The organism is Saccharothrix sp. ALI-22-I (assembly GCF_001984175.1).
Taxonomy (GTDB): Bacteria; Actinomycetota; Actinomycetes; order Mycobacteriales; family Pseudonocardiaceae; genus Actinosynnema.
Genome location: NZ_MTQP01000038.1, coordinates 20,817 through 47,198, shown reverse-complemented (window position 1 = coordinate 47,198; position 26,382 = coordinate 20,817). Strand labels below are relative to the sequence as shown.

Here is a 26,382-nt window from a genome sequence, read left to right as displayed (position 1 = left end):
GCAGGGCTCCGTTTCCGAGAAGGGTGTTTCGTGATGCAGCGATCGACGCGTGCCGTCGTGCTGGGGTGCGGGTTGGCGGGGATGCTCGCCGCAAAGGTGCTGACCAAGTACGTGGACCGGGTCACGGTCCTGGAACGGGATGCCTTGGGTGAAGACCCGGTGGCGCGGGCGGGCCTTCCGCAGCACCGCCACGCACACTTCCTGCTGGCCGGTGGAGCACGCGCACTGGACTCCGTGCTCCCAGGGACGATCCGGTCACTGATAGACGCGGGCGCACACCGGCTCGGTTTCCCCAACGACTTCGTGACGTTCACGCCCGCGGGTTGGCAGCAGCGGTTCCCCGAGCGGCAGTTCGCGATCACGTGCAGCCGTGGCTTCGTCGATCGGCACGTCCGGCGTCGGGTGCTGGACGAGCCGCGCGTCGACCTCCTCGACGCCACCGAGGTGACGGGGCTGATCGGTGACGCCACAAGGGTGACCGGGGTCCTGGTTCGGAACCGGCAGAGCGGTGCGACCGGCGGTGTGCGGGCCGATCTCGTCGTGGACGCCACCGGGCGCGGATCGGGTGCCCTGGACTGGTTGGCCGCTCTCGGCGCGCCCGCACCGGCGGAGAAGGTGATCGACTGCGGGTTGATGTACTCCTCGCGGATCTTCACGGCTCCCGCCTCGGCACGGGCCGGGTTCCCGGCGGTCACCGTCGCGTTGGACCCGTGGTCGGGCGAGCCGAGCCGGTCGACCGTCCTGGTGCCCATCGAAGGTGGTCGTTGGCTGATCACGCTCGCCGGGACCCGCGGGGCCGAGCCGCCGGCGGACGAAGCCGGGTTCGCGCGATTCGCGCGCAGCGTGGCGGACCCTGTCGTGGCGGACCTGATGGACGCGGCCGAGCCGCACGGGCCCATCTACCGGTCGCGGTCCACGGTGAACCGGCGCCGTTACTACGAGCGTATGCCGGTGTGGCCCGAGGGATTCCTGGTCGTCGGCGACGCACTGGGAGCGTTTAACCCGGCCTACGCGCACGGGATGTCGATCGCCGCGAAAGGCGCCCTGGCACTGCGGTCGACGCTGGACCGACACGGTCTGCGCCCAGGGGCCTGCCGCCGTGCGCAGCGGCTGCTGGCCCGCACAGTGCGGCCGGCCTGGGCTGCCGCGACCGACCAGGACCGGCTCTACCCCGGGGTGTCGGCGGACGGGCTCACCAGGATCGCGCTGCTGCGTCTCCGAATGTCCCGGCGACTGATGGCGACGGCGGTGTCCCACGAACCCACGGCTCAGGCGGTGGCGGACATCTTCGCGTTGTCAGGCTCCGTCGCCGGGCTGGCCAAGCCCGAGGTGCTCTGGGCGCTGGTGCGCGGGTGTCCGCGGCCGGAGCCGGACAGTGCTCCACCGTTCACCCCGGAGGAGTTGTCCGCCCACCCCTTCCTGGGAGTCGGGTGATGGAGGACCAGCTGCGGAACTACCTCAAGCGGGTGGTGACCGAACTGCACCGCACCAGACAGCAGTTGGACGAGGTCACCTCCAGGGAGCACGAACCGGTGGCGATCGTCGGAATGGCCTGCCGGTATCCGGGTGGTGTCCGCTCCCCGGAGGACCTGTGGCGACTCGTCGAGTCCGGCGTCGACGCGATCTCGGAGTTCCCTGCCGACCGCGGGTGGGACCTGGCCGGCCTCTACGACCCGCGGCCGGGCCGACGTGGGACGACCTGTGTCCGGGAAGGCGGGTTCATCGAGGACGTCGATCGGTTCGATCCCGCGTTCTTCGATATCTCGCCCAGGGAAGCGTTGGCGATGGACCCTCAGCAGCGGCTCCTGCTCGAGACGTCGTGGGAGGCGTTCGAACACGCCGGGATCGATCCGGCCTCGGTGCGGAGGAGTCGGACCGGGGTGTTCGCCGGCGTGATGTACCAGGACTACGGGTCGCACGCCGAGGGGACCGCAGAGGACGTCGAGGACTACCTGGCCAACGGCACCTCCGGGAGCATCGCGTCCGGGCGGATCGCGTACTTCTTCGGCCTGGAGGGTCCGGCCGTCACCGTTGACTCGGCGTGCTCCTCGTCGCTGGTGGCTATCCAGTTGGCGTGCGCGTCGCTGCGGCGGGGCGAGTGCTCGCTGGCGCTGGCGAGCGGGTCGATGGTGATGTCCAGCCCGATCGCGTTCGTCGAGTTCAGCAGGCAGGGAGGGCTGGCCGCGGACGGCCGCTGCAAGTCGTTCGCCGCTTCCGCCGACGGCACGGCGTGGAGCGAGGGAGTCGGGGTGCTGTTGCTGGAGCGGTTGTCCGACGCCCGGAGCCACGGCCACCCGGTGCGTGCGCTGGTCCGCGGGGGCGCGGTGAACCAGGACGGTGCGAGCAGCCGGCTGACCGCACCGAACGGACGCGCCCAGGAACGGGTGATCCGGGCGGCGCTGGAGGACGCGGGGCTGTCCGCTGCGGACGTGGACGTGGTGGAGGGCCACGGGACGGGCACCGCGTTGGGCGACCCCGTGGAGGCGGAGGCCCTGCTGGCGGTCTACGGGGCGGAACGGGACGCGGGTGACCCGGTGCTGTTGGGTTCGCTGAAGTCGAACATCGGCCACTCGCAGGCAGCCGCAGGTGTCGGCGGCGTGATCAAGGTGGTGCAGGCGATGCGCCATGGCGTCATCCCGCCCACGCTGCACGCCGCGGAGCCGACCCCACTGGTGGACTGGTCGGGGCGCGGGCTCCGACTGGCCACCGAAGGCACGCCGTGGCCGCAGCGGGATCGGCCGCGCCGTGCGGCCGTCTCGTCGTTCGGTGTCAGCGGCACCAACGCGCACCTCATCCTGGAGGAAGCACCGCGGGAGCATGGCGTCGAGGCACCTCGTGCGGAGTGGTCGGGTCCCGTGCCTTGGGTGTTGTCGGCCAAGACGGAGACCGCGTTGCGGGCCAGGGCTGACCAGCTCCGGGAGCATGTGCGCCGCCACGGACACCTCGGGATCGCTGACGTCGGTTGGTCCCTGGTGAGCACGCGGACCACTTTCCCGCACCGAGCGGTGGTGGTCTCGGCGAATCGGGAAGAGCTCTTGCGAGGGTTGGATGCGCTCGTCGACGACCTGCCCGCGCCCAACCTGTTCCGGGGACAGGCGAACCCGTGCGGCGGTGTGGTGTTCGTCTTCCCCGGCCAGGGGTCGCAGTGGGTGGGGATGGCACACGGGCTGCTCGGCACGTCCGAGGTGTTCGCGGCCCGGTTGGAGGCATGTGCGGACGCCCTCGCGCCCCACGTCGACTTCTCGCTGCTCGAAGTGCTGCGCGGTAGGCCGGGAGCACCCGGCCTGGACCGGGTGGACGTCGTGCAACCGGTGTTGTTCTCGGTCATGGTCTCGATGGCGGCGCTGTGGCGCGCGCACGGTGTGGAACCGGACGCGGTCGTCGGTCATTCGCAGGGGGAGATCGCGGCGGCGCACGTCGCGGGAGCCTTGTCGCTTGCCGACGCCGCCCGCCTGGTGGCGTTGCGGAGCCGGGCGCTGGTCGGTCTCTCGGGCGCGATGGCGTCGGTGGCCGTGCCCCGCGACGAGCTCGCCGCGAGAATTTCGGGATGGCGCGGAAGGCTGTCCGTGGCGGCGGTGAACGGTCCCGCCACGACGGTGGTCGCCGGTGACGACGACGCAGTGGCGGAGCTGCTGGCGCAACTGGCCAACGACGGCGTCCGCAGTAACCGGATCCCGGTCGACTACGCCTCGCACTCACCTGGTGTCGAACCGGTGCGCGGGCAACTGCTGGCCGCCGCGTCCGGGATCGAGGCGAAACGCTCCCGGATCCCGTTCTACTCCAGTGTCATCGGCGGACCGCTCGACACCTGCACGTTCGACGGCGAGTACTGGTATCGGAACCTGCGGTCCGCGGTGGACTTCGCCGGTGCCGTGCGGTGGGTCCTCGACGCCGGGCACCGCGTGTTCGTCGAGACGAGCCCGCACCCCGTGCTCACCACCGCGATCACGGACATCGCCGACGACGCCGGAGTCGACGACTGTGTCGCGGTGGGCACGTTGCGCCGTGCGGACGGTGGGGCGGAACGCTTCCTGGCCTCTCTCGCGGAGGCGCACACGCGCGGTGCCGGGGTCGACTGGACCGCGGTGTTCGCCGGGAACGGCGTGCGGGCGGTGGAACTCCCCACGTACCCGTTCCAGCGGCAGCGCTACTGGCTCGATCCGGCACCCCCACCGGACCGCCCGGAGTCTGAGCGCGAGAACGAGTTCTGGACGGCGGTCGAGCGTGGTGACATCGACCACCTCCGGGACCTCGTCGGCGTGGACGGTGGTGCGGCGGACTCGCTGCGGGAGGTGGTCCCAGCGCTCGCGTCCTGGCGGCGGTGTGAGCGCGCCGGGACGACCGTGGACGACTGGCGGTATCGCGTCTCCTGGAAGCGGATCGCCGGACCCGGGCGCGGCTGGCTGCGGGGCCGGTGGCTGGTGGTCGCCCCGGCGGACTCCGAAGACGATCGCGTGGCGCGGTGCCTAGAGGGCCTCTCCGGTGCGGATGTCGTCCGGTGCGAGGTGGACGTCCGCACCGCCACGCGCGAATACCTCGCGGCGTGCGTCGAGCGGTCGATCGCCGGTTCCGCGTCGCAGTTGTCCGGTGTCGTGTCGTTGTTGGCGTTGGACGAGGGGCCGAACCTCGTGTTTCCCGACGTGTCGCGCGGGTTGGCCGGGACCGTGGCCTTGGTGCAGGCGCTGGGCGACGTGGGTCTGAGCGCTCCGCTGTGGTGCGTGACGTCGGGTGCGGTGCGCGCCGGTGCCGAGGACACCCCGGTCAGTGCGGTGCAGGCGCAGATCTGGGGTCTGGGCGCGGTAGTGGCTGCGGAACACCCGGGCCGGTGGGGCGGCGTCGTCGACGTGGCGGGCGATGTGGACCTGAGCGCCGCTCTCGGCGCGGTGGTGGAGTGCGGCGACGACCAGGTCGCCGCCCGTCCGTCGGGTCTGTGGGCGCGGCGGTTGGTGCGTGCCGGTGGTGGTGCCGCTCGGGGTTGGGAGCCGCGCGACACCGTGCTGGTGACCGGCGGTACCGGCGCGCTCGGATCGCGCGTGGCGCGGTGGTTGGTGGAGCAGGGCGTCGAACACCTGGTGCTGGTGAGCCGTCGGGGCGGGGATGCCCCCGGAGCGGCGCGGCTGCGCGCGGAGCTGGAGGGCTCGGGTGCCCGGGTGACGGTGGCCGCCTGCGATGTGGGGGACCGTGCCGAACTGGCCGCTCTCCTCGACGCGCTGCCGGTTGACCCGCCGCTGAACGGGATCGTGCACACCGCGGGCGTTGCCGACGAAACCCGCATCGAGGCGGTGACGCCGCACCACCTGGCAGCCGTCCTGCGGGCGAAGGTGGGTGGCGCATGGAACCTGCACGAGCTCACCCGCGACCGGAACCTGTCGGCTTTCGTGCTGTTCTCCTCGCTGGCGGGCGTGCTCGGCGCTCCCGGGCAAGGCGCCTACTCCGCGGCCAACGCCGCCCTGGACGCCTTGGCGGAACGACGTCGGGCCGAACGGCTGGTGGCGACCTCGGTGGCCTGGGGCGTTTGGGACGGCGACGGGTTCTCCGGCGGTGCGGCGGGTGAACGGCTGCGGCGTGCGGGCCTGATCGCGATGCCACCGACGCAGGCGGTGTCCGCGCTGCGCCGGGCCACCACTGCCGCCCACGAGATCGTCGCCGCCGTCGACTGGAACCGGTTCCTGGAGTCGGTGACCGCGGAACGCGTGGCGCGCCTGGTGGAGGAGGTGCCCGAAACCCAGGGGATCCTCCGCGCGCGGGCCTCCGGCGAAGCCGGGACAGCCGGCGCGGCCGACTGGCGTCGGCAGATGACCGCGCTCCACGGACCGGAACGCGACCGCGCGTTGCTCCGGCTGGTCCGCATGGAAGCGGCCGGCGTGCTCGGGCACCGCTCGGCCCGGGAGGTGCCCGGCGAGCAGCCGTTCAAGAACCTCGGCTTCGACTCCCTCACCGGGGTCGAACTGCGCAACCGCCTGGTGGCGGCCACCGGCCTGCGGTTGCCGCCCAGCCTCGTCTTCGACCACCCCACGCCCGTCGCGCTCGCCGGACTGCTCGCCGAGCGCCTGCGAGAGGACGACGACGGCCTACCCGCGGAGGTCGACAGGTTGGAAGAAGCGCTCGCGCGGGCCGCGGACGACCGGGTCCGCGCGGACGTCCTGTCCCGGTTGCGGGCGCTGCTCCGGAAGTGGGACCGGACCGGAGAGGACCCCGAGCCGGCGGACCTCGACTCCAGCACCGATGCGGAGATCTTCGACCTCATCGACCGCGAGTTCGGCATGTCCTAGCGCCTGGTGATCGACCACGCGTTCCTGCTGAGTAGTTGAAAGGCCATCGAATGGGGAACGAGGACCGGCTGCGGGCCTACCTCAAGCGCGTGACCGCGGATGCCCGTGAACTCCGCCGGCGCCTGGACGAGGTGGAGGAGCACGAGAGCGAGCCCATCGCGGTCATCGGGATCGCCTGTCGCTTCCCCGGAGCGGTCGCGACCCCGGAAGACCTGTGGCGGCTGGTCGCACAGGAGACCGACGCGATCTCCGAATTCCCCCGCGACCGCGGCTGGGACCTGGACGGGCTGATCGACCCCGACCCCGGCGTGACCGGGAAGTCCTACACCCGCCACGGCGGGTTCCTCGACGGAGCGGACGGGTTCGACGCCGCGTTCTTCGACATCGCGCCGCGCGAAGCGCTCGGCATGGACCCCCAGCAACGACTGCTGCTGGAGACCTCCTGGGAGGCGGTCGAGCGGGCTGGCATCCGCCCGTGCGAGCTGTCCGGCAGCGCGACCGGGGTGTTCGTCGGCGCGATGACCCAGGACTACGGGCCGCGGATGTGGCGCGCGCCCGAGGAGGTGGCGGGCTACCTCGCCACAGGGAACACCGGCAGTGTGCTCTCCGGTCGCGTTTCGTACACGTTCGGCCTGGAGGGCCCGGCGCTGACCATCGACACGGGCTGCTCCTCCTCGCTCGTGGCGCTGCACCTGGCGATTCGGGCTCTGCGACACCGGGAGTGCTCCCTCGCCTTCGCGGGCGGCGTCACGGTCATCGCGAACCCCGGCGTCTTCGTCGAGTTCAGCAGGCAACGCGGATTGTCACCGGACGGCCGGTGCAAGGCGTTCTCCGCGAGCGCCGACGGGACGGGTTTCGCCGAAGGGGTCGGCGTGCTGCTGCTTGAACGGCTTTCCGACGCGCGCCGCCTCGGCCACCCGATCAGGGGCGTAGTGCGGGGCTCCGCCGTGAACCAGGACGGCGCCAGCAACGGGCTCACCGCGCCGAACGGCCCGGCGCAGCAGCAAGTGATCCGTGCCGCCCTTCACGACGCCCAGGTGTCCGCCGACGAGGTCGACCTGATGGAGGCGCACGGCACCGGCACGGTCTTGGGCGATCCGATCGAGGCGCAGGCGCTGCAAGCGACCTACGGGAGAAACCGGTCCGCGGACCACCCGCTGTGGCTGGGGTCGGTCAAGTCGAACATCGGCCACACGCAGGCCGCGGCCGGAGTCGCCGGGGTCATCAAGGTGCTCATGGCCATGCGCTACGGGCGGATGCCCAGGACGCTGCACGTGACCGCGCCCAGCGGCAACGTCGACTGGTCGGCGGGCGCGGTGCGGTTGCTCACCGAAGCTCGACCGTGGGAACGCACCGGGTCACCGCGCCGGGCCGGAGTGTCCGCGTTCGGGGTCGGGGGCACCAACGCCCACGTGCTGCTGGAGGAACCCGGGCCGACTGCTGCGGAGGACCGGGACGAGCCCGTGGTCGCACCGGCCGCGGTGGCGTGGCCGATCTCCGCGAAGAGCGCAGCGGCGCTACGACAGCAGGCCGGGCGCCTGCGGCACCACGTGGCGGAGAACGCCGATGCGACCCCGGCCGACGTCGCCTGCTCCCTGGCGCGCCGCGGGGACTTCGCGCACCGCGCGGTGGTGGTAGGGAGGGACCACGAGGAGCTCGACCGCGGCTTGAGCGTGCTGAATGGCGGCGGGCTGTCCGATCGGGTCGTCCGCGGAATCGCGGTGCCGGGTCGGAAGGTGGCGTTCGTGTTCCCCGGGCAGGGCTCGCAGTGGCCCGGGATGGCCAGGGAGTTGCTGGCGACCGCGCCGCCGTTCGCCGACAGCGTGCGGGACTGCGCCTCCGCCCTGGAGTCCCACGTGGACTGGTCGCCGCTGGATGTGCTGAGCGGGGCTCCGGGCGCGCCGTCGCTGGAGCGGGTGGACGTGGTGCAACCGGCCTTGTTCACCGTGATGGTGTCCCTGGCACGGCTCTGGCGTTCCCACGGCGTCGAGCCCGACGCCGTGGTCGGGCACTCGCAGGGCGAGATCGCGGCTGCGTACATCGCGGGCGCGCTGTCCCTGGAGGACGCCGCGAAGGTGGTCGCGCTCCGCAGCCGTGCGCTCGCCGAGTTGGCCGGAGCCGGCGGGATGGCCGCCGTCTCCCTCCCGGCCACCCGACTGGCGGGACTGCTGGAGCGTTGGAGCGGGCGCCTTTCGATCGCGGCGGCGAACGGCCCGACGGCCACCGTGGTCGCCGGCGACCCGGACGCGTTGGAGCAGCTGCTGCACCGGTTGGCGGAGGACGGCGTCCGCTGCGGACGGCTCCCGGTGGACTACGCCTCCCACTCCCCGCAAGTCGAACGCATCCGCAGTGAACTCCTGCGGCTCACCGCGGACGTCCGCGCTGCGGCGGCCGGGGTGCCGATCTACTCCGCGGTCACCGGCGACGTGCTCGACCTCGGCGCGTTGACCCCGGAGTACTGGTACCGGAACCTCCGGTCGACGGTCCGCTTCGACGACGTGGTGCGAAAGCTCCTCGACGCGGAACACCGGGCGCTGGTCGAGGTCAGCCCGCACCCGGTGCTGACCGCGGCGATCGAGGAGACGGCCGAGGACCACGGGGTCGACGACGCCGTGGTCGTGGAGACGCTCCGCAGGGACGACGGCGGACTCTCTCGGTTCCTCCTGTCGGTGTCCCGCGCGCAAGTCCACGGTGTGCCGGTGGACTGGGACGCCGCGCTCAACGGTGCGCGGGCGCGCCGCGTGGACCTGCCCACCTACCCGTTCCAGCACGAGCGGTATTGGCTCACCGACGGGACGCCGGAAGAGCGCCCTGAGCCGGACCCGGCGGATTCGCGGTACAGGATCACCTGGAAGGAGGTCGGCACGGGCTCTCAACGACTGTTCGGCACCTGGTTGGTCGTGCGGACATCGGCGGCCGATGCCCGGGAGTGGGCGGACGAGGCCGAAGGCGCGCTGCGCGCGAACGGAGCGGACGTCACAGCCTTGGTGCTCGACGGGGCCCGCACCGACCGCACCGAGCTCTCCGCGGTCCTGGCGAACAAGTTCCGGGACGAGCGGCCTGCCGGAATCCTGTCGCTGCTGTCCTTCGCCCGGGACCCGCATCCGGGCCACCCCGCACTCTCCACGGGAACGGCGCTCACGCTCACCCTGGTCCAGGCGCTCGCCGACGTGGACGCGCGAGTGCCGCTGTGGGTGGCGACCAGCGGGGCGGTGGCGGTGCACGACTCGGAGACGATCGGTGATCCGGAGGACGCCCGGTTGTGGGGTCTTGGGATCGTCGCCGCGCTTGAGCACCACGAGTGGTGGGGAGGTCTGGTCGACCTGCCCCGCACCGCGGAGAGGATCCCGCCGGAGCTCTGGGCCGCGGTGCTCGCGGCGCCTGGCGGCGAGGACCAGGTCGCCCTGCGCCCGTCCGGCCTGTTCGCCCGGCGGTTGGTGCGCGACGACGCGGTGCGGCGGTCCTGGTCGTCGGGCCGACCCGGCGGCGTCCTCATCACGGGCGGCGCGGGGGCCGCCGGTGCTGAGGTCGCCCGCTGGTTCGCCGCGCAGGGCGCTGAACACCTCGTCCTGACCTGCGACCGGGACGGCGAGGTCGCAGACTTGGTGGCCGAGCTGACCGCACGGGGACCGCAGGTCACGGTGGTGACCCGCGATTCCGCCGATCGCGCCGGCTTCGCGGAGCAGGTGGTGAGGTTCCGGGCGACGACGCCGGTGCGGACGGTCGTCCACGCGGCCACGCACACGTGCCTGACCCCCTTGGTCGGCTTGGCGCTCGATGATTTCGCCGAGGCGGTGGCCCACCGGACCCAGGAAGCCGCGGAACTCGACGCGTTGTTCCCGGACGCGGACGACTTCGTGGTCTTCTCCTCGGTCACCGGCGTGTGGGGGGCCAAGGACCACGCCGCGGACGCTGCCGCGAACGCACACCTCGACGCGTTGGCGGAGCGGCGCCGACACCGCGGACTCGCTGGGTCGTCCGTGGCGTGGGGGGTCTGGGCGGACGCGGCGGGCACTGCGGGGCGAGCGGTGAGCCGGCAGGGACTGCCCGCCCTGTCCACCCGATCGGTCCACGCCGCACTCGACCGGATCTTCCCGCGGCTGAACGCCTCGACCACCGTCGCCGACATCCGGTGGGAACGCTTCCTGCCCGTGTTCACGACGTTTCGCCGTTGCCGCCTCTTCGACGAGATCCCGGAGACGCACCAACCGGATTGCGCCGCGGAGGACCCCGGTTCCTCGTCGCTGTTCGCGGAGATCTCCCGGCTCCCATCCGCCGACCGCGAGCGCAAGCTGCTGGACTTCGTCGTCGCCCAGGTGGCCGAGGTCCTCGGATACGCGTCGGCGGCGTCCGTGCGATCGGAGAGCACCTTCAAGGAACTCGGCATAACCTCGCTGACCGCTGTGGACCTCCGCAACAGGATTCGCGAGGCCGGCGGCCTCGGGCTGCCTGTGACGCTCGTGTTCGACCACCCGACACCGGCCGCGCTCGCCGCCCACCTCGCCGCGGCGCAGACCGGGACGGCAACGGAACCGGCTTCCCCGGACCGCGCGGACCCCGACGAGCCGATCGCGATCGTCGGCATGGCGTGCCGGTTCCCCGGGGGCGTGGCATCGCCGGAGGACCTGTGGCGGCTCGTGTCCGAGGGCGTGGACGCGATCTCGCCCGCCCCCTCGGACCGCGGGTGGGATCTGCGCGGCCTGCGCTTCCCTGATGGCGCCCAGGGCTATGCCGGCGGCTTCCTGCCCGATGTGGACGGCTTCGACGCCGCGTTCTTCGGGATCTCGCCGCGGGAAGCCGTCGCCATGGACCCTCAGCAGCGGTTGCTGCTGGAGGTGTCCTGGGAAGCCGTCGAACGCGCGGGCATCGACCCCGCGGCACTCCGCGGCAGCCGCACCGGCGTGTTCATCGGCACGAACGGGCAGGACTACGTCAACCTCGTGGTGAACGAGGAGTCGAAGGGCGATGGGTTCCTCGCCACCGGCAACGCGGCGAGCGTCATGTCGGGCCGGCTCTCCTACACCTACGGCCTGGAGGGGCCTTCGCTCACCCTGGACACGGCGTGCTCCTCCTCGCTGTCCGCACTGCACCTGGCGTGCCAGGCACTGCGGCAGGACGAGTGCCGGTTGGCGTTCGCGGGCGGGGTCACCGTCATGGCGACACCGGAATCGCTGTCGGAGTTCAGCAGACAGGGCGTGCTGGCGCCGGACGGCCGCTGCAAGGCGTTCTCCGCGAATGCCGACGGAGCGGGCTTCGCCGAGGGCGTCGGCCTGGTGCTGCTCGAGCGGCTGTCGGACGCGCGGCGGAACGGCCGGGAAGTGCTGGCGGTCGTGCGCGGCAGCGCCGTGAACCAGGACGGGGCGTCGAACGGTCTGACAGCGCCGAACGGTCCGTCGCAGCAGAGGGTGATCCAGGCCGCCCTGGCCTCCGGCGGCCTGTCGCCCGCTGACATCGACGCCGTGGAAGGGCACGGCACCGGGACGGTGCTGGGCGACTTGGTCGAGGTCCAAGCCCTGATGGCCGCCTACGGCCGGAATCGTGCGGAGGAACAGCCGCTGTGGCTCGGTTCGCTCAAGTCGAACATCGGGCACACGCAGGCGGCGGCCGGGATCGCCGGCGTGATCAAGTCGGTGATGTCGATGCGGCACGGCACCGTGCCCAGGACGCTCCACGTGGCGCAACCGCTGACCACGGTCGACTGGTCCGCCGGGCGGATGCGGCTGGCCGCCGAACCCGTGCCGTGGCCCGAGACCGGGCGGCCCCGGCGGGCGGCGGTCTCGTCGTTCGGGATGAGCGGGACCAACGCCCACGTCGTGATCGAGCACATCCCGCACGACGTGAACGCGTCCGATCGGTGCGAGGACGAACCCCGGGCACTCCCGTGGCCGATCTCCGCGCACGGCGACGACGCGTTGCACGCGCAGGCGGCCCGACTGCGGGAGCACGTCGAGGCCCATCCGGAGCTGACCACGGCCGACGTGGGCTGGTCGCTAGCGACGAGGCGGGGGACCCTGGAGCGGCGCGCCGTGGTCATCGCACGCGGTCGCGACGAGTTCATCGGGGCCTTGGCGAAGGTGGACGAGGCCGGCGGGCAGTCCGCGAACGTGGTGCGCGGCGGCGCCCCCACCACGGGCAAGGTCGTGTTCGTCTTCCCGGGGCAGGGTACGCAGTGGCCGAGGATGGCACGCGAGCTGATGCGCGACTCGGCGGTCTTCGCCAGGGGCATCCGCGCCTGCGAGCAGGCCCTGGAACGCCACGTCGACTGGTCGCTGACCGCCGTGCTCGACGGGGAACCCGGTGCCGCGCCGCTGGACCGGGTCGACGTCGTCCAACCCGTGCTCTTCTCGGTAATGGTGTCCCTGGCCGAGATGTGGCGGAGCCACGGGGTTCACCCGGCCGCGGTGGTCGGGCACTCGCAGGGAGAGGTCGCGGCCGCTTGCGTCGCCGGCGCGCTGTCCTTGGAGGATGCGGCGAAGGTCATCGCGCTGCGCAGCCGGGCACTGCGCGAGGTCGTGGGCCGCGGCGCCATGGCGTCGATCGCCCTGCCACCCGACCAGGTGCGGACCGTGGCGGCCGGACAGGGTGAGGGGATCTCGATCGCCGCCGTGAACAGTCCCCGGTCCACGGTCGTCGCCGGAGACTCCGCCGCGGTGGACCGGCTGCTCGCGCAACTCGCCCGCGACGGCGTCCGGACGCACCGGGTCCAGGTCGACTATGCCTCGCACTCCCCGCAGGTCGAACCCGTCCGCGCGAACCTCGAAGCGGTGCTGGCCGGGATCCGCCCGGCGGCCTCCGGGACATCGTTCTACTCGACGGTCGAGGGACGGCCGATCGCGACGGGGGAGTTGGACGCCGGGTACTGGTACCGGAACCTGCGCTCGGAGGTGCGGTTCGATCGCACCGTGCGCCGCCTGCTCGACGACGGTTTCGACGTCTTCCTCGAGGTCAGCCCCCACCCGGTGCTCGTGACCGGCATCCAGGAGACCGTCGAGGACGTCCAGGCGGACAACGTGGTCGTGCTGGGGTCCCTGCGCCGCGACGAGGGCACCGGGCGGCGGTTCCTCCGCTCCGTCGCGGAAGCCCACGTGCACGGCGTCGCGGTCGACTGGGAACCGGCTTTCGCCGGGATGGACCCACGACCCGCTCCACTACCAACGTACGCATTCCAGCGGCGGCGCTTCTGGGTGAAACCCGACTCGCCGCCAACCCACCGCGACGCGGCCGAAGCCACGTTCTGGAACGCGGTGGAGCGGGAGGACCTCGAAGCGGTGGCGGAAACCCTCGGTGTCGATCCCGAACAACGCGAGACCCTGAACCGGGCACTGCCGATGCTGTCCACTTGGCGCAGGCGGCGACATGAGCAGGACATCATCGGCCGGTGGCGGTACCGCGTCGGCTGGAAACCGGTGACCGGACCGAGGGAGTCGCGCCTGACCGGGGAGTGGCTCTTGGTGCGGCCACCCGGAGAAGGGATCGACGCGTGGGCGCGACAGGTACGCGCACACACGGACGAGGTCTCCGAACTGGTCGTCCACCCAGGAGAGGTCGAGCGGACGGCCCTGGCCTCAGAACTCGCGGAACTCCGCGGGCGGCACCTGACCGGCGTCGTGTCGTTGTTGGCCTTGGACGAACAGCCGCACGACACGTTCCCGCTGGTGCGCGGTTTGACCGGGACCGCAGTCCTGGTGCAGGCACTGGGTGACGCGGGCCTGGAGGTCCCGCTGTGGTGCGTGACGTCCGGCGCGGTGAAGGTCGGGGAAACCGACGCCCCGGTGAGCCCGGCGCAGGCAGGGACCTGGGGCTTGGGCCTGGTCGCGGCCCTGGAACACCCGGACCTCTGGGGTGGCCTGATCGACATGGTCGGTCCAGACGCGATGCGTTGGCTGGGCGCGGTGGTGACCGGTGCGGAGGACCAGGTCGCGGTCAGAGTGTCGGGGCTGTGGGCGCGACGGCTCGTGAGCGCCGGTCGTGGCGTGCCAAGAAGCTGGCGGCCACGAGGCACCGTGCTCGTGACGGGCGGTACCGGTGCGTTGGGGGCGCGAGTGGCGCGATGGCTGGCCGAGCACGGTGCCGACCACCTGGTCCTCGCGAGTCGGCGGGGCGCCGGCGCGCCGGGCGCGGCGCGGTTGCGCGCGGAACTGGAGCGCGCGGGTGCCCAGGTCACGCTGGCCGCCTGCGACGTCGGGGACCGCGCCGCGCTCTCCGACCTCCTGAACGAGCTGCGCGAACGGGACTCCCGGCTCCGAGCAGTGGTGCACACCGCGGGGTCGCTGCGGATCGCACCCCTGTCGGAAACCACCGTGGCGGACTTCGCCCGCGTCGCGAGCGCCAAGGTCGGCGGTGCGATGCTGCTCGACGAGCTGCTGCGCGGCGAAGACCTCGATGCGTTCGTCCTGTTTTCCTCCAACGCCGGAGTATGGGGTGGCGGCGGACAGGGCGCGTACGCGGCGGCGAACGCCTACCTGGATGCGCTCGCGCTACGGCGGCGTGCTCACGGGGAGACCGCGACATCGGTCTCGTGGGGCCTGTGGGCGGGCGGTGGCATGGGCGGCGAGGAGGCGGACGAAGAGCTGCTGCGGCGCGGGGTCGTTGCAATGGAGCCACAGCGAGCACTCGCTGCCCTCCACCATGCGATCGAGCAGGATGACGACCACGTCGCGATCGCCGACATCGACTGGGACCGGTTCGTGCCCGCCTACACCTCCGGAGGCCGTCGACCGCTGATCTCGGACCTGCCCGGAGCGCGGCGGCTCCTGGCCGCCCCGACGACGACCGGGACCGCACGTTCCCGCGCGCTCGTCGAAGAGCTGTCCGATCGCTCAGCCGCCGGGCAGCGCGGTGTGCTGGTGGAGCTGGTGCGGACCATCGCCGCCGCGGTGCTGGGGCACGACGACGTCGACGGGATCGCGCACACCCGACCGTTCCGGGACCTCGGCGTGGATTCACTCAGAGCCGTCGAACTGCGCGACCGGCTCAGCTCGGCCACCGGGCTGCGGCTCGCCACGACCCTCGTGTTCGACCACCCGACGCCGGCGGCGCTCGCGGAACACCTCCGCCACGCACTCCTGGGATCTGAAGGGGAGCGACACCGAGGTGCCGAACAACGTCGGACGGCGAGGTGCGACGACAGCGGGGACCCGCTCGCGATCGTTGCCATGGCGTGCCGCTTCCCCGGTGGGATCGCCTCGCCTGAGGACCTGTGGCGCGTGGTCGAGTCCGGGGCGGACGTCATCGGCGCGTTCCCGCGCGATCGAGGCTGGGACCTGGCCGGGCTGCACGCGTCCGATCCGGACCGACCCGGCACGTGCTATGTCCGCGAAGGCGGCTTCCTCCACGACGCCGGGATGTTCGATCCGGAGTTGTTCGGCATCAGCCCGAGGGAAGCCCGATCGATGGATCCGCAGCAACGGTTGTTGCTGGAGACCGCGTGGGAGGCGTTCGAACGGGCCGGTCTCGACCCCACCGCCCTGCGCGGCAGCCGCACGGCCGTCTTCGTCGGCGCGACCTACCAGGACTACGGGTCGGTGGTCCGGCGCGACCGGGAGTCGAAGGAAGGTCACCTGCTCACGGGCAATTCGAGCAGCGTGATGTCCGGCCGGGTCGCCTATACCTTCGGGCTCGTCGGCCCGGCGATCACGGTGGACACCGCGTGCTCCTCGTCCCTGGTAGCGCTGCACCTGGCCGGTGACGCGCTGCGGCGCGGCGAGTGCTCGCTCGCCCTCGTCGGCTCGGCGGCGGTGATGGCGACCCCCGCGGCCTTCGTGGAGTTCAGCCGGCAGCGCGGGCTGGCACCCGACGGGCGGTGCAAGTCCTTCGCCGACACGGCCGACGGCACCGCCTGGTCCGAAGGGGCCGGCGCGATCCTGCTGGAGCGTTTGTCCGACGCCCGCCGCAACGGCCACCCCGTGCTCGCGATCGTCCGCGGCACCGCGGTGAACCAGGACGGCGCCTCGAACGGCCTCACCGCGCCCAGCGGGCTCGCCCAGCAGGATGTGATCCGGGCGGCACTAGCGAACGCGGGACTCGCGCCGGCCGAGGTCGACGCGGTGGAGGGGCACGGCACGGGGACACCCCTGGGCGATCCGATCGAGGCGCAGGCGGTGCTGGCGACGTACGGCCGTCAGCGTCCTGCGGACCAGCCGCTCTGGCTGGGATCGCTGAAGTCCAACATCGGGCACGCGCAGGCCGCCGCGGGGATAGCCGGGATGGTCAAGACTGTGATGGCCCTGCGCCACGCCCTGCTGCCCCGCAGCATCCACCTGGGCGAACCGACGCGGCAGGTCGACTGGTCCGCAGGACACGTGCGCCTGGTGACCGACAGCCGGCCGTGGCCGCAGACCGGTCGGCCGCGCCGAGCGGGTGTGTCGTCGTTCGGGATCAGCGGTACGAACGCCCACGTGATCCTCGAACAGGCACCCGACGAGGATCCACGCCCGCGTGAGGACCGCTCGAACCGGTCAGTCCTGCCCTGGCTCCTGTCCGCCAAGACCCCTCGGGCGCTGCGGGCGCAGGGGGCTCGACTGCTGTCGTTCGTCGAGGGGAACCCCGATCTCGACCTGGCCGACGTCGGGCTGTCGCTGGCTTCGTCGCGGGCCGGCCTGGAGCACCGCGCCGCGGTGGTGGGCACGAAGCGGGACTGCTTCCTGCGCGGGCTGTCCGCGCTGGTCGGCGACGAGTCCGCGCCGGAGGTGCACGAGGACGTCGTGGTCGAAGGCGGTGTCGCCTTCCTCTTCCCCGGACAGGGCGCGGAATGGCCGGGGATGGGACGCGAGTTGTACGCGGCGTTCCCCGTATTCGCGACGGCCGTGGACGAAGTGGTCTGCGCGCTCGACGCCGACATCGCGGCGGACCTGCGAGAAGCGATGTTCGGAGAGGCGCGTGACCTGCTGGAGCGGACGGTGTTCGCGCAGGCGGCCCTGTTCGCCGTCGAGGTCGGCTCGTTCCGCCTGCTGGAGTCGTGGGGTGTCGTTCCCGACTTCGTGCTAGGGCACTCGGTGGGCGAGCTGGCGGCAGCGCACGTGTCGGGCGCCCTGTCCCTGACGGACGCGGCGCGCCTGGTGTCCGCGCGGGGACGCCTCATGCAGGCGCGGCTCCCTGCCGGGGCGATGGTCGCGCTGCGCGCGACTCCCGATGACGTCCTGCCGCTGCTGGACGAACGGGTGAGCCTCGCCGCCGTGAACGGACCGTCGTCGGTGGTGATCTCAGGGGACGAGGACGCCGTCGCCGAACTCGTCGACCGGTGCACCGCTCGGGGGTGGCGTCACCGGCGACTCTCAACGGCGCACGCGTTCCACTCTCCGCATGTCGACCTGATGGAGGATGACTTCGAGGAGGTCGCCTCCGATCTGTCCGTGGCGGAACCCGCGATCCCGCTCGTTTCCGGGACGACCGGCGAACCGGTGGGCGTGCGGGAGCTGCGCAGGCCGGGCCACTGGTGTCGCCAGGCCAGGGACACCGTGCGGTTCTACGACGGTGTCCGGTGGTTGAGCGCGCAGGGCGTGCGCACGTTCATGGAGCTGGGACCGGACAGCGTGCTGTCCGCAATGGGGGCCGAGTGCGTGGAGGACCGGACGCGATCGGCTTTCATCCCGATCATGCGGTCGGGTCGCGACGCGGAGCACACGACGGCGCGGGCCGTGGCCCAGTTGCACAATCGCGGCGTCGGCGTGGATTGGCGGGCGGTGTTCCGTGGCACCGGGGCGCGCGAGGCCGACCTGCCTACCTACGCCTTCCAGCGGCAGCCGTACTGGGCTGGTGTCCCGGTGGAGCGGGAGGCGCGGGAGGCGGAGGAACCAGGCGGAGAACTGTACCGGTGCGACTGGGTGCCGATCTCCGACAACGGTGTGGTCGAACCCTCCTCCTGGGCCTTCGTCGGCTCCTGCCCCGAGGGCTGGGCCACCGCGGTCGGCGGCACCGACTACCCCGACCGCACGTCGCTGTGCCGCGCGGTCGACACGGGCACCGACGTCCCGCAGTTCGTGGTCGTCGGGGTTGCGGCCGCTACCGAGGACGATCGCGCCGAGGGCGCGCACAGTGCCGCGCACGAGGTGCTGGAACTCGTGCAGTGGTGGCTGGGCGACTCGCGGTGGGACTCCTCGCGCCTGGTAGTCGTCACCGACGGAGCCACGGGAACGGGCTTGGCGCACGCGCCGGTGTGGGGGCTGGTCAGGTCGGCGCAGGCCGAGCACCCCGACCGGTTCGTGCTCGTCGACCGCGACAGCGGCACTACCGCGCCGGAAGGGCTCTTCCGGGCCGTGGCCTCGGGCGAGAAGGAGGTCGTCGTCCGCGGGGAGGAGGTCGTCGTCCCGAGTTGGATCCCGGTGGCGCCGCCCGTCTCTCCCGCGTCGACCGACCTGTCGGGTGGAACGGTGCTGGTCACCGGTGGCACGGGCGTTCTGGGTTCGTGCGTGGCGCGATTCCTGGTGGAGCGGTGGGGCGTCGGGTCGTTGGTGTTGGCGTCCCGTCGAGGGCCGGACGCGCCGGGTGCTTCCGACCTGGTGGTGGCGTTGGAGTCGTCGGGGGCGCGGGTGCGGGTCGTGTCGTGCGACGTGGGGTCGCGGGAAGAGGTCGCGGACCTGGTGGCATCCGTGCCGTCCGGGTGGCCGTTGCGCGGGGTGGTCCACGCGGCGGGAACGACCGAGGACGGTGTGATCTCCGGGGCTGGTCCGGACGTGGTGCCGCGGGTGTTCCGGGCGAAGGTGACGGGCGCGTGGTGGTTGCACCAGGCGACCGCGGAACTGGATCTGGCGTTCTTCGTGTTTTTCTCGTCGGCTGCCGGTGTGCTGGGCAGTGGCGGCCAGGGCATCTATGCCGGGGCCAACGCGTTCCTGGACGGCTTGGCGCGGTTCCGGCGTTACCGGGGTTTGCCGGGCCAGTCGCTGGCGTGGGGGTTGTGGGAGCAGCGGAGCGGGTTGACCGAGCGCCTGTCCCGCGTCGACGACGAGCGGCTCGCGCGCTCGGGCGTGCTGCCCTTGTCCACCGAAGAGGGCCTGCGGCTGTTCGATGCCGCACGCGCGATCGACGAGCCGGTCCTGATGCCGATCAGGACCAATGCCGGTCTCTCGGCGGAACGCGCCGACATCGGTGCGGCCGGCTCGGGTGACTTGGCACGTCGACTGGCGTCCCAGACGCCCGACCAGCGATACCACACACTGCTGCGGCTGGTGGGCGCGGAGGTGGCCACGGTACTGGCGCTGCCCACCGCGGAGGCGGTCGACCCGCAACAGGCGTTCGCCGACCTGGGGTTCGACTCGATGATGGCCGTGGAGCTGCGGAACCGGCTGAGCGCGACCACCGGGGTGCGGTTGAGGGCCACCGTGGTCTTCGACCACCCCACCGCCGGCGACCTGGCCGCTCACCTGCGATCGGAGTTGGAGCCGGACGCCGCCCGGCCGGCCGCGCACACCGCAGTCCTCGGCCGGCTCGACCAACTCGAAACCGCTCTTTCCGAGCTGACACCCGACGACGACGGGCACACCGCCATCACTGCCCGGCTCAAGAGGCTGCTCACGGTCTGGACGGGAACCGGCAAGCAGCCGGCAGGCGGTTCCCCGCAGCTCGACTCAGCCACCGACGACGAGGTCTTCACCCTGCTCGGCAGGGACTTCGGGATCTCCTGACCTGACCATCCGCCCCGTGGAGCCGAAGCTGCGATGAACAACGAAGAGAAGCTCAGGTACTTCCTCAAACAGGCCACGGCCGACCTCTACGAGACGCGGCGGCGCCTGCACGAGCACGAGGACCGGGCAACCGAACCGATCGCGATCGTCGGCATGGCGTGCCGCTACCCCGGCGGCGTGGCCACGCCGGAGGACCTGTGGCGACTGGTGGCCGAGGGCACCGACGCGATCTCGGGTTTCCCGGCGGACCGCGGCTGGGACCTGAAGGGCTTCTACGATCCGGAGCCCGGACGCCCCGGCTTCTCCTACGTGCGCGAGGGCGGGTTCATCACCGCCGCCGGCGACTTCGACGCCGACTTCTTCGATCTCTCCCCGCGCGAAGCGCTGGCCGTGGACCCGCAGCAGTCGCTGCTGCTGGAACTGGCCTGGGAAGCGGTCGAGCGTGGTGGTGTCGACCCGTCCGTGCTGCGGGGGAGCGACACCGGGGTGTTCGTCGGAGCCGTCTACAACGGTTACGCCGCACAGGCCGCGGTGGACGGCTACCGGGTCCTTGGTGGGGCGACGAGCGTGATCTCCGGGCGTCTGGCCTACGTCCTCGGGCTTGAGGGTCCAGCGATCACGATCGACACCGCGTGCTCGTCGTCGCTTGTGGCGATCCACCTGGCTGCGGCCGCGCTGCGCCGGGGGGAGTGCTCCCTGGCGTTGGCCGGCGGGGTTTCGGTCATGGCGAACCCGGACCTGTTCGTGGAGTTCAGCAGGCAGCGGGCGCTGGCCCCGGACGGCCGTTGCAAGGCGTTCGCGGCCGCCGCAGATGGCACCGGGTGGTCGGAGGGCGCTGGTCTGCTGCTGCTCCAGCGGCTCTCCGACGCCCGCCGCGACGAGCACCCCGTGCTCGCGGTCATCCGCGGCAGTGCGGTCAACCAGGACGGCGCCAGCAACGGGCTGACCGCGCCGAGCCGCCCCGCGCAGCAACGCGTCATCCGAGCCGCACTGGCGAACGCGGCGCTGGAGCCGGGGCAGGTCGACGCGGTGGAGGCCCACGGAACCGGGACCGTGCTCGGGGACCCGATCGAGGCTGCGGCGGTCCTGGCCGGCTATGGCCGAGACCGGGATCCCGGCTCGCCGTTGTGGTTGGGTTCGGTGAAGTCGAACATCGGGCACACCCAGGCGGCGGCCGGGGTGTGCGGCGTGATCAAGATGGTGCAGGCGATGCGCCACGGGGTGTTGCCGCGGACGCTGCACGTCGACGAACCCACCCCGCACGTCGACTGGTCGTCGGGCACGGTGCGGTTGCTCGTCGGAGCGGAGCCGTGGCACACGCCCGGAAATCCGCGCCGGGCAGGTGTCTCCTCGTTCGGGGTCAGCGGGACCAACGCCCACCTGATCCTGGAACAAGCACCCGAGGAACCGTCGTGGGAGGCCGTCGGAGAGAGCCGGCGACCGACCGCTTGGGTGCTCTCCGCGAAGAACCCGCAAGCGTTGCGTGACCAGGCGAAGCGCCTGGATGCCTTTCTGGCAGACCACCCCGGTGCGCACGCGTCCGGGATCGGCGCCTCGCTGGCCACTACCCGGACCGCGTTCGAGCACCGGGCGGCCGTGGTCGGTGACGGCGTCGAGGATCTGCGCGCCGGCGTCCGCGCGCTCGCGTCCGGGACGCCCTCGCCGGCACTGGTGCGCGGGCGGGCGCTGAATGACTCGCGGTGCGTGTTCGTGTTTCCGGGACAGGGGAGCCAGTGGGAGGGGATGGCGGCCGAACTGCTCGACTCGTCGCCGGTCTTCCGCGACCGCATGCGTGACTGCGCCGACGCGCTCGCGCCCCATGTCGACTGGTCACTGCTCGACGTGGTCCGGGGTGTCGACACCGCCCCACTCACGGAGCGGGTCGATGTCGTGCAGCCGGCGTTGTTCGCCGTCATGGTGTCCCTGGCGGAGCTGTGGCGTTCCCACGGAGTGGTTCCCTCGGCCGTGGTGGGCCACTCCCAGGGCGAGATCGCGGCGGCGTGCGTCGCGGGGGCGCTCCCGCTCTCCGACGCCGCCGCGGTGGTGGCACGCCGCAGCCGGGCCCTGGCGCGGCTCGCCGGCAGCGGCGGCATGGTGTCCCTGGCGCTGCCCCCGGAAGAAGTCGAGCGCCTGTTGGGCGGCGGGCTGGCGATCGCCGCGGTCAACGGCCCGTCGTCGACCGTGGTGTCCGGCGAGGCCGATGCCCTGACCGAACTGGTGGGGAAGGTCTCCGGCGACGGCGCGCGGCCGCGCAGACTGCCGGTCGACTACGCCTCGCACTCACCGCTGGTCGAAGTGCTGCACGCGGAACTCGTGACCTCACTGGGCATCGTTCGTCCCGCGCGGTCGGAGATCCCGTTCTACTCGGCCGTGGTCGGGGATGCCGTGGACACCCGCGAGTTGGACGCCGGGTACTGGTACCGGAACCTGCGCTCCACCGTCCACTTCGACCGCGCCGTCCGGGCCCTGCTCACCGACGGGTTCCGCGCTTTCGTCGAGAGCAGTCCGCACCCGGTGCTGACCACTGCGGTGCGGGAGACGGCGGAGCAACTCGGCGAGGAGGTCGCGGTCCTGGGTTCGTTGCGGCGGGGTGAAGGCGGTTGGAGGCGTTTCCTGATCTCGCTGGGCGAGGCGCACGCGCACGGCGTTCCGGTGAACTGGAACCGGGTCTTCTCGGGAACACGCGCGCGGCGCGTCGACCTGCCCACCTACGCGTTCCAGCGGAAACCGCACTGGTCGAGCAGCGCATTGCCGGAGCACACGGCGGCCGGGATGGTCAGCACGGGGCACCCCCTGCTCCGGCAGCACATGTCGCTGGCGGCATCCGGTGCGGTCGTGTTCACGTCGACGCTGTCGGGGCAATCGCCGCCCTGGCTGGCCGACCACTCCATCGCCGGCACAGTCCTGCTCCCGGGCACCGCGTTCGTGGAGATGGCGGTACGGGCGGCGGACGAGGTCGGCGGCATCGTGGAGGAGCTGGTCCTGCACACCCCCCTGGCGCCTCCCGAGGAAGGCGCCGTCGTCGTCCAGCTCTCCGTCGGCGCCCCGGAGGGCGGCGGCCTGCGGGAGGTCGTGTTCCACTCGCGCGCCGACGACGGCTCCACCGACTGGGTCCACCACGCCTCCGGGAGGATCGCCCCGGCCCGCGCACCGTCACCGCAGCGGCTGGAGACGTGGCCTCCGGCCGACGCCGAGGCGGTGGACGTCGGCGGGCTTTACGACCGGCTGGCCGCCGAGGCACTGGACTACGGCCCGGTCTTCCGCGGGCTGCGCGCGGCGTTTCGCCGGGGGGACGAGGTGTTCGCCGAAGCCGCCCTCCCGGAGGGCGAACCGGTGGACGGCTACCTGTTGCACCCCGCCCTGCTCGACGCGGCGCTGCATTGCGCTGGCCTCGGGGCGCTCGACTACGCGGGAGGCCCGCAGCTGCCGCATTCGTGGCAAGACATCGTCCTGCACGCCCGTGGGGCGCGCGCTCTGAGAGTGCGGGTCCGGTCGATCGGCGCGCGGTCGGTGGAGTTGGAGGCGTTCGACGAGGCTGGTGATCCGGTCGTGTCGATCGGTGACTTGTCCTTCCGCCCGGTCGAGCCGAGCCGGCTGGGCGCGCGGGACGCCATGACCGAGGATTCGCTGTTCCGATTGGACTGGGTCGCGTTGCCCGGAGGGGACGGGATCGCGGCTGGGCACCACCCCGCGGTGCTCGGGGCGGGAGCGCCCGGCACGGCGTTCCCCGATCCGGCGGCGTTGAAGCACGCGATCGAATCCGGTGAGCCCGTCCCGGACGCCGTGCTGTACTTCCTGCAAGAGCGCGACGCCGACCAGGACGACATCGGTGACGGGGCACGCGCGACTACCTGCGAAGTCCTCGAACTCCTGCGCACCTGGGTCACGGAGCCCGCTCTGGCCTCACGTCGGCTGGGGATCGTGAGCCGTGGCGCGGTGGCCGTGGCGGAGAACGAGAGCCTGGCCGGGCCGGCGCACACCGCCGCGTGGGGGTTCGTGCGTTCCGCGCAGTCCGAGCACCCCGACCAGTTCGTCCTGATCGACGTCGACGGGCGCGAGGACTCGGCTGCGGCGCTGCGCTCGGTCTTCGAGTTCGGCGAGCCGCAACTGGCCATCCGGAGGGGCACTGCTCACGGCCCGCGACTGAAGCCGGTCCGGCCAGACGAGGCGCTCAACCCGCCCGACGCGACGTGGCGGCTCGAAGCCACGGCCAAGGGCACCCTCGAAGGTCTGGCGTGCGTGCCGCACCCGGAGGCGGCCCGAATCCTGGGGCCGCACGAGGTCCGCGTCCGCGTCCGCGCCGCCGGGCTGAACTTTCGCGATGTCGTCGTGGCACTCGGGACGGTGCAGGACGAGCGGATGCTGGGTGGGGAGGGGGCCGGCGTGGTCGTGGAGGTCGGTTCGGAGGTCACCGACCTCGTTCCCGGCGACCGTGTTCTCGGCGTGTTCCCGGCGGGCTTCTCCCCGGTGGCGGTCGCCGAACGGCGTGCCCTGGCCAGGATGCCCGAGGGCTGGTCGTTCCCGCAGGGGGCCGCCGTGCCGATCGCGTTCCTGACCGCCTCCTACGCGCTTCACGACCTGGCGCGGCTGCGGCCCGGCCAGTCGGTCCTCGTGCACTCCGCCGCGGGCGGGGTGGGGATGGCCGCGGTCCAGTTGGCCCGACACCACGGGCTGGAAGTCTTCGCGACAGCCCACCCCGCCAAGTGGGACGCGCTGCGTGACCTGGGGCTGGACGACGCGCACATCGCGTCCTCGCGGGACACCGGCTTCGCCGACCGGTTCCTCGCCGTGACTGGCGGGCGCGGGGTGGACTGCGTCCTGAACTCGTTGAGCGGCGAGTTCGTCGACAGGTCGATGGCGCTGCTCGCCGAGGGCGGGTGCTTCCTGGAGATGGGCAAGACGGACATCAGGGATCCCGACGAGGTGGTCGCCCGCCATCCGTCGATCACCTACCGGCCGTTTGACCTCGGTGAGGCGTCGGCCGAGCGGATCGCCACGACACTCGTGGAGGTCCTCGCGCTGTTCGAAGAGAACGCGCTCCGCCATGCGCCGCTGGCCAGCTGGAACATCAGCCGGGCTCGGGACGCCTTCCGCCACATGAGCCGGGGGCTGCACCTGGGCAAGATCATCCTGACGGTGCCCCGCCCTTTGTCTACAGGGACGGTGGTGGTGACGGGCGGTACGGGCGTGCTGGGCGGTCTGGTGGCGCGGTTCCTTGTGGAGCGGCGGGGAGTCCGGTCCCTGGTGTTGGCGTCCCGGCGTGGCTTGGCCGCGCCGGGGGCCGAGGACCTGGTGCGGGAGTTGGAGGGGTCGGGGGCGCTGGTGCGTGTGGTGTCGGCCGATGTGGGTGCCAGGGAGGACGTCGCGCGGTTGTTGGACGCCGTGCCGGATGAGTGGCCGTTGTGCGGGGTGGTTCACGCGGCGGGGCTGGTCGAGGACGGTGTGGTGTCGTCCGCGTCGCCAGACGTCGTGGGGCGGGTCTTCAGGGCGAAGGTCCTCGGCTCGTGGTGGTTGCATCGCCTGACCGCGGATCTGGACCTGGAGATGTTCGTGTTGTTCTCCTCCGCAGCGAGTGTGCTGGGCAGTGCCGGCCAGGCCGTGTACGCGGCGGCGAACGCGTTCTTGGACGGTTTGGCGTGGTTTCGGCGTGCCCGGGGTTTGGCGGGGCAATCGCTGGCGTGGGGAATCTGGGAGCAGCGGAGCGAATCGACCGGGCACCTTTCCGACACCGACCACTACCGGATCAGGACGAGCGGCTCGCGGCTGGTGACGAACGAAGCCGGGCTCGCCCTGTTCGACACCTCGCTGCGGCTCGGTGACCCGCTCCTCATCCCGGCGCCTCTGGACCTCCCCGCGTTGCGGGCCGCAGGCGGCGGCGCACCCCTGCTGCGCGAACTGCTCCCGCCGTCGCCCCGCCGGAACGCCGCCGGTGCCGGTGCCGGAACACCCACGACGTCCGTGGCGGAACTGCGGAACCTCCCACCTGCTGTGCGCCACGACGCCCTGCTGCACCTCGTCCGCACTCATGCGGCCGGCGTGCTGGGACACCCATCGCCCGAGGCGGTCGAGCCGTACCGGCCGTTCCGGGAACTCGGTCTCGACTCGCTCACCGCAGTCGAACTGCGCAACCTGCTGGGCGCGACGACGGACCGGCGCTGGCCGATCACCCTCGTCTTCGACCACCCCACTCCCGCGGCGCTGGCCGAGTTCCTCGACGGCGAGCTCTTCGCCGCCCCGCGGCCGGGCACCGCGCTCGACGAGATCGACCACCTCGAGCAGTCCCTGCTTGCGAACAGGACGGCGGCGATCCCCGAGGTCGTGAAGCGGCTGGAGCACCTCATCAGGCGGCTCAGGCCGGAACCGACCACCCGCGTGGGACCGGACGGCCCGCCTGCCGCGCAGGAGGACATCTTCCGCTACATCGAGGACCGGTACGGACTCCCGCTCGACGCGGGCGCCCGACGACGTGACGGGTGATTTCCCATGGAAAA

Annotated in this window: 4 protein-coding genes; all 4 read left to right on the top strand. The window is 72.2% G+C overall.

Annotation, left to right across the window (positions count from 1 at the left end; translation table 11 throughout):
* Nucleotides 1-33 precede the first annotated feature (33 nt).
* Genes ALI22I_RS04515 through ALI22I_RS04500 form a run of 4 tightly spaced genes read left to right on the top strand, consistent with a single transcriptional unit; the run spans nucleotide 34 to nucleotide 26,368 of the window.
* The gene (locus ALI22I_RS04515) at nucleotides 34-1,434 is read left to right on the top strand and encodes an NAD(P)/FAD-dependent oxidoreductase (RefSeq protein WP_077004285.1); all 1,401 of its coding nucleotides are present in this window, start codon (nucleotides 34-36) and stop codon (nucleotides 1,432-1,434) included.
* The gene (locus ALI22I_RS54425) at nucleotides 1,434-6,272 is read left to right on the top strand and encodes a type I polyketide synthase (protein WP_077004284.1); all 4,839 of its coding nucleotides are present in this window, start codon (nucleotides 1,434-1,436) and stop codon (nucleotides 6,270-6,272) included. Before ALI22I_RS04515 ends, ALI22I_RS54425 begins: the two co-directional genes overlap by 1 nt.
* A gap of 50 nt (nucleotides 6,273-6,322) precedes the next feature.
* Nucleotides 6,323-19,891: a type I polyketide synthase gene (locus ALI22I_RS52985; protein WP_077004283.1), complete on the top strand. Its 13,569-nt coding sequence runs from the start codon at nucleotides 6,323-6,325 to the stop codon at nucleotides 19,889-19,891.
* A gap of 33 nt (nucleotides 19,892-19,924) precedes the next feature.
* Nucleotides 19,925-26,368, top strand: coding sequence for a type I polyketide synthase (locus ALI22I_RS04500; protein WP_077004282.1), 6,444 nt, complete (start codon nucleotides 19,925-19,927; stop codon nucleotides 26,366-26,368).
* Nucleotides 26,369-26,382 lie beyond the last annotated feature (14 nt).

Excerpts from the sequence above, each read along its gene's own strand:
- ALI22I_RS54425 (WP_077004284.1), top strand. The coding sequence starts at position 1,434 with ATGGAGGACCAGCTGCGGAACTACCTCAAGCGGGTGGTGACCGAACTG.
- ALI22I_RS04515 (WP_077004285.1), top strand. The coding sequence starts at position 34 with ATGCAGCGATCGACGCGTGCCGTCGTGCTGGGGTGCGGGTTGGCGGGG.
- ALI22I_RS04500 (WP_077004282.1), top strand. The coding sequence starts at position 19,925 with ATGAACAACGAAGAGAAGCTCAGGTACTTCCTCAAACAGGCCACGGCC.
- ALI22I_RS52985 (WP_077004283.1), top strand. The coding sequence starts at position 6,323 with ATGGGGAACGAGGACCGGCTGCGGGCCTACCTCAAGCGCGTGACCGCG.